This is a genomic window from Acetomicrobium mobile (assembly GCF_937920065.1).
On record NZ_CALETC010000140.1, the window covers coordinates 1 to 5,210 of the forward strand.

General features: G+C 46.7%; 6 protein-coding genes. 4 read left to right on the plus strand and 2 right to left on the minus strand.

The features are described from left to right. The 4 genes from rsmG to Q7P41_RS05555 all read left to right on the plus strand — a co-directional run. Positions 1–745: 16S rRNA (guanine(527)-N(7))-methyltransferase RsmG (gene rsmG, locus Q7P41_RS05540; RefSeq protein ID WP_369693141.1), on the plus strand; the 745-nt coding region annotated here is incomplete at its 5' end. Between the two features lie 5 nt (positions 746–750). Next, on the plus strand, positions 751–1,524 hold the full coding sequence (locus Q7P41_RS05545) for a ParA family protein (protein ID WP_303882790.1): 774 nt from the start codon (positions 751–753) through the stop codon (positions 1,522–1,524). Then, complete coding sequence (locus tag Q7P41_RS05550; RefSeq protein WP_303882791.1) at positions 1,500–2,369, plus strand: ParB/RepB/Spo0J family partition protein; 870 nt, start codon at positions 1,500–1,502, stop codon at positions 2,367–2,369. Before Q7P41_RS05545 ends, Q7P41_RS05550 begins: the two co-directional genes overlap by 25 nt. A gap of 6 nt (positions 2,370–2,375) precedes the next feature. Next, positions 2,376–2,615, plus strand: a complete 240-nt coding sequence (locus tag Q7P41_RS05555; protein WP_303882792.1) for a sodium-dependent proline transporter — start codon at positions 2,376–2,378, stop codon at positions 2,613–2,615. Between the two features lie 138 nt (positions 2,616–2,753). Here Q7P41_RS05555 and Q7P41_RS05560 read toward each other — a convergent pair whose 3' ends face one another. Both Q7P41_RS05560 and serA read right to left on the minus strand, forming a co-directional pair. Beyond that, positions 2,754–3,395, minus strand: a complete 642-nt coding sequence (locus Q7P41_RS05560) for a histidine phosphatase family protein (protein ID WP_303882793.1) — start codon at positions 3,393–3,395, stop codon at positions 2,754–2,756. Beyond that, positions 3,392–5,026 carry a phosphoglycerate dehydrogenase gene (serA, locus tag Q7P41_RS05565; RefSeq protein WP_303882794.1) on the minus strand — a complete coding sequence of 545 codons (1,635 nt, stop codon included), beginning with the start codon at positions 5,024–5,026 and terminating at the stop codon, positions 3,392–3,394. The genes Q7P41_RS05560 and serA overlap by 4 nt, the downstream gene beginning before the upstream one ends. Positions 5,027–5,210 lie beyond the last annotated feature (184 nt).

A 5,210-nucleotide genomic window follows, 5' to 3' on the forward strand; every position in this document is an offset into this window, starting at 1 on the left:
CCCTTTATATGAGATATTATATTATCAATATGAGGTGAAGGGGTCAGTGAAGACTAAAATAAAGGAGATACCGCGAGATGTCGCGGAAAAGCTAATTAACGCTAACAGAGAAAAATTGATGGTTTATGCTGACGTCCTATCGAAAGCCAATGTACGCGCAAGGCTGACTGGTTCGATCGATTATCGGGATATTTTCGATGAACATATAATAGATTGTGCCATGGCGCTTCCATTGTTGCCCCTTAAAACGAAAGTTATTGACGTTGGAACGGGAGGCGGGTTGCCCGGGATTGTTTGGGCTATATGTAGGAGCGACGTTTCGGTGGTCCTTTTGGATAGCGTTAAGAAGAAATGCGCGGCGCTTGAAGATATTGTGAGAATCTTAAGACTAGAAAATGTCCAAGTTTGCTGTGCTAGGGCTGAAGAGTTCGCTAGCCTGAACCAAGAAAAGTATGACGTTGCTACAGCACGTGCCGTTGCCCATTTGGGAGTTTTGCTCGAGTACTTTTCTCCCTTTGTAAAAATTGGAGGGAAATGCATTGCCTTTAAGGGGCCTCGTGCATTCGAAGAATTAAGGGAATTTCACGGCAAGGAAAAGATACTGGGATGGTCTGGGCTTGAAATTTGGGGATACGACGTATCTGGTAAGAGGTTATTTATTTTTACGTGGCAGAAGGCCAGCGATGCCGAAATAAAACTTCCCAGGAGAGTTGGAATCCCCGAAAAAAGGCCGTGGTGGAGGTGAAGTTTTTGCGAATTATAGCTATCGCAAATCAGAAAGGTGGAGTGGGCAAGACTACTTCCTGTGTGAACATAGCGGCCGCCTTAGGCTACAAGGGAAGAAAGGTGCTCATAGTTGACATGGATCCACAAGGCCACAGCACAAGCGGTTTAGGGCTCGATAAGAGCAAGTTGTCCCACAGCGTGTATGATGTATTGATCAATGACCTGAAGCCCAAAGATGCCCTTTGCTCTACGCCATGGAAGGGTGTTTTCATTTTGCCTGCCAGACTGGAGCTTGCCGGAGCGGAAGTCGAGTTGGTTGGGTTGCTGAGTCGGGAGACCAGGCTAGTCAGGGCTTTATCTGATTTGAAAGACTTTGACCTCGTTTTCATAGACTGCCCTCCCTCGCTGGGTCTTTTGACGGTCAATGCTTTAGCGGCTGCGGAAACAGTGATCGTTCCCATACAATGCGAATATTATGCACTGGAAGGCTTGTCGCAGCTGGTTGGTACGATTGAACTGATAAGGCACCATTTAAATGAAAAGCTGCACATTGGGGGAGTCATTTTAACCATGTACGACGCCAGGACTAACCTGTCCAAAGAGGTCGCGGACGAAGTACGAAGACAATTCCCAGGGGTTGTGTTTTCTACGGTGATACCTCGAAACGTCCGAATCTCTGAAGCTCCAAGCTATGGTCAGCCCATCATTTATTACGATCCCCAGTGCGTTGGCTCAATGGCCTATATGTCTTTGGCCGAGGAGGTGGAGGAAAGATGGCTAAATCAAAAAAGGCCTTAGGAAGGGGTTTGGATGCCCTATTTGCTTCCTCCGTTAAGGATGAAGTTATAAGCAGGCAAAAAGACAGGGATCTTTTACCCATAGATGAAATTAAAACTTCCTCCTTCCAACCGAGGCAAAACATGAGCGACGAAGGCTTAAAATCTTTGGCTCAATCCATCAAAGAACACGGGATCCTGCAGCCTTTGATAGTTAGACGCTCGAAAGAAGGCTACGAGATAGTCGCTGGAGAAAGGCGATTGAAAGCGGCGAAACTTGCGGGGTTGACGGAAGTTCCTGTCGTGATGACTGATTTAAGCGACGCCGAATCGCTTGAGGTCGCTTTAGTCGAGAACTTGCAAAGGGAAGATTTATCCTCCATTGAAGTGGCTCGCTCGCTTGCCGAGATGATTGACCGTTTCAGCATGACTCATGGGCAGATAGCTTCTCGCCTGGGCTGGAGTCGTCCTGCCGTGTCAAACAAGCTGAGGTTGCTCGATTTGCCCCATGAAATACAAAAGTTGTTGGAAGAAGAAAAGTTATCTGAAGGACATGCGCGAATCCTTTTGGGATTGGCCTCGAAGGAGGAACAAATTGCACTTGCACGAAAGTGCGTCGCCCATTCCTGGTCTGTGCGCAGGCTCGAAAAGGAGATAAACAGGGTTAAAAAAACACCGGATCGGAAACAAAGGAGCTCTGCTACAGTGGAATTGCCGCTGGGACGAAAGCTAGGCCTTAAGATAGTGGTCAAAAAGTCAGAAGATGAAAGCAAAGTGATAATAGGAGGTTTAGATGACCTGAAGGTCAATAAAATAATTAGTCTCCTGGAAAAACATATAGAGTCACTCTTTGACGAAGGCGTGTAGCTTTCCATGAACTTTAAGTTTGATGCCAAGGATTTAGTGATATTCACGAAAATAGTGTGCTCGGGGCTGCTAATCGTTGGGTTTATTTTGCTCGGTTACTATGGAGGGTTGCATTTCGAGAATAAATACGATTTGCCCCAATCAACCCCTGTATGGGGGGCTTTGATCGGTGCGGTGTTAGGGCTGCTGCAATGCTGGAAGATGATCAAGTCAATAGTGGACCAAGTTCGAGGAGATTCAAAATGAAATTTAAGGCTTGCAAAAGGGGACATAAGCGACGGACCTGGGGTGACACTTTTGGATGTGGTCGCCTAATTACCAATAAGGCAGGCCGTAATCGCTGGCGACTTGCCCACGGTCGTTTTGTAAAGGCTTCGAAGATGTTTAAAGTCCCCTTTGAATCGTCCACGTCCATCCTTGCTTCAGGTGGCATATATCGCCCAACATGGGAATCGTTGCTTGGGCATTTTCTTCTTCGACAATGGAGACGCTGCAATTAGCAAGCCTAAAGCGCCAAAAGCTCGAAAGGGGGAGCTCAAGCCAGTGGCATAGAAGGCATTTTAATACTGCGTCATGACTTATGATGATCGCTTGCTCTTTTCCATTCTGTTTGATCTTAGACAGCGCAGCGAGGGCGCGTTCTTGCACCTCTTGCAGGCTTTCTCCCCCAGGCATTTGAACTTTATCAGGTTGTTTATGCCATAACTCGAAGGACTCTGGGAAAAAGCGCTTTACTTCTTCGGCATGTAAGCCTTCCCACTTGCCGTGATCTATTTCAATGAGGTTTTCTTCGATAAATATTTCGTATCCTCCCTTTTGCGCTAAAGGCTTTGCCGTGTGTAACGCTCTTGATAAAGGGCTGCACCATATAACGGCTTTTCCGATTTTTGAGGCTACCTTTGATGTCAATTGGGCTTGCGACGTTCCCTCGTCGTTTAAGCCAATGTCCTTTCTTCCTTGAAATCTACCCTGAGCGTTCCAATCAGTTTCTCCGTGTCGTATCAGATAAAACCGCAATTTCTTCACTCTCCGTTAAGGTTTATTAAGTGCGCCCACAGTAAATCTGCATCTTTTTGTATCTTGTCCATGATATCTTTTGGGACGCTGCTATCCAGCTGTAGGGCGGCAATGGCCAGGCCGCTTCCGTTTTTTCTCCCCAAGGCGAAATTTGCGATGTTTACGTCATAATTTCCCAATAACGTTCCGATCTTTCCTATGACGCCAGGCCTATCGTGATTTGAAAAAAGCAAAACCCATCCTTCGGGCACGAAATCGATCTCGTAACCGTCAACCCGCACAATGCGTTTTTTGTTTTCTTCCGTAACGGTCCCTTCCATGGAAAAAGCTTTGTCTCTTGATTTTACCTCTACCGATAGTACGTTTTTATAAGTCTTGGCCTCAGTTCGACTCTCAAAGACGTTTACTCCCTGCTCTCTTGCCAGAAGCGGTGCCGACATGGCGTTTACTTCAGGTCCCAATCTCACCTCAAGCAACCCCTTTAAGGCGGCCGCAGTGAAGGGCATGTATCTGTAGGGAACCTCGAAAGGCAAGTTTATTTCTACTTCCTCAAATAAGGGGCCGGCCATGCTTACCGTCATTTGCTCTATGTGTTCTTTGAGCACGCAAGCTACGATCATGCCCATCCTTCGAGCTAGCGATAAAAATTCTCTTTCTTGAAGCGTCATCTTGTTTTCCATATAGGGAAGATTTACGGCATTCTCGTAGGGCTCGCCTGACAAGGCTTTTATGAGGTTTTTTACGACGATTTCGGCAACGGCTTGTTGAGCCTCCTTTGTGTTCGCACCTATGTGGGGAGTTACCACTACCTTTCCCCTAAGTTCAGGATCAAAAAGAGGACTTTCCTTCGGCGGTTCAACTGTATGCACGTCAAAGGCTGCGCCGGCAAGCCTGCCTTCTTTAATTGCTATTGCACAGGCCCCTTCGTCGACTATTCCTCCCCTGGCGCAGTTTATCAAGTAAGCCCCTCTTTTGATCGATTTTAAAGTCTCTTCGTTTATTAAATTTCGGGTCTCATGTGTTAAGGGTACGTGAAGGGTGACAAAGTCCGCCAACGATAAAGCCCCGCGCAGGTCATCGAGGCGTTTGACTCCCAAGTTTTCTGCCTTTTTGGGGTTTATATAGGGATCGTAGCAAAATATCTCCATCCCCAGGGCCTTGGCCCTAGTTGCCACTGAGGAGCCTATCCTTCCAAGGCCTATTATCAAAAGCGTTTTTCCGTATAGTTGTGTCCCCAAAAAATTTTCCCTTTTCCAATGGCCCTCGAGCAAAGAGTTATTAGCCTGAGGTATTTTTCTTGCCACAGCCAATATCATGCCCATAGTCAGTTCCGTGGCAGCCAAGGTATTTCCTGTGGGCGAATTAAGCACGATGACCCCTCTTTTACTTGCCGCAGCCAGGTCTATGTTGTCTACTCCAACCCCTACCCTAGCTACGACTTTTAGTTCTTCGGCTGCATCTAGCAGCTTCGCGTCAACTGCTGTGCCACTTCTCGTGATCAAGGCGTCTACGTCCTTGACGGCATCGTAAAGTTCCTCTCGAGACATTCCAAGGCGAACGATTGTTTCGATCTTTGGCACCTCATATAAATCCTTTAAACCTTCTTCATGAATGTGTTCTGTGATCAATACCCTATACATGTGATTTCCACCTTCTTCAGTAAAGAAATAAAAAATAGGCCGGAAGATGTCGCTTCCGGCCTATTTTAAGAAAAAAAAGTTTAGTTTAAAAAACTGAGCTATTTTGCTTTTATATCACGCGGCCTCAAGCAACACCTCTCCCTTCCTTGACGAGAACGCCAAGATCGAGAAGAATTGCTGCCGC

Coding starts and splice junctions, on each gene's coding strand:
- Q7P41_RS05550 (WP_303882791.1), top strand. CDS start 1,500: ATGGCTAAATCAAAAAAGGCCTTAGGAAGGGGTTTGGATGCCCTATTT.
- Q7P41_RS05555 (WP_303882792.1), top strand. CDS start 2,376: ATGAACTTTAAGTTTGATGCCAAGGATTTAGTGATATTCACGAAAATA.
- serA (WP_303882794.1), bottom strand. CDS start 5,026: ATGTATAGGGTATTGATCACAGAACACATTCATGAAGAAGGTTTAAAG.